Source organism: Bacillus cereus group sp. N11 (genome assembly GCF_016483605.1).
In the GTDB taxonomy this organism is placed as follows: Bacteria; Bacillota; Bacilli; order Bacillales; family Bacillaceae_G; genus Bacillus_A; species Bacillus_A toyonensis.
The window spans coordinates 1-437 of the sequence record NZ_JAEHBN010000057.1; the positions used below are offsets into that span (position 1 = coordinate 1).

The window sequence follows — 437 nt, forward strand, 5'->3', positions numbered from 1 at the left end:
GACAAGCAAATACATTCATTTCTTTTACATATTTAAATTGGCTTTTCGGAACGTCTTTATTTCGCTTTCCAAATCGGCGATACCCCATCACCATAAATATATTCTGTTCTGATAGTTTCTTACAGATATAACCTGTAAAATAGCCTGCATCAAGAGCTACAGCTTCAACTTTGAATCCGAATTTATTAGTTTGAGCTTGTAGACGTGCTAAATACGGCTCGGAATCCGCCATATTTCCAGCCGTTATATAGGTATCTGTAATAATATTATATTTCGCATCAGTCGTACGATGATCTAAGAAATGAAAACCGTTCGGTTTTCCATCCCTCATTAAAAATCCACTATCTGGATCCGTTGTACTGATACGAGTTTTTTTAGTGGGGGTATCACTTTCCTTTCTAGGTCTTAATTCTTTTTTCCATGTACCTCACGATCTT

1 pseudogene is annotated in these 437 nt (G+C 36.4%); it reads right to left on the reverse strand.

Annotation, left to right across the window (positions count from 1 at the left end):
- A pseudogene (locus JDS98_RS29635) lies at positions 1 to 437 on the reverse strand (IS5/IS1182 family transposase); the annotation flags it as partial.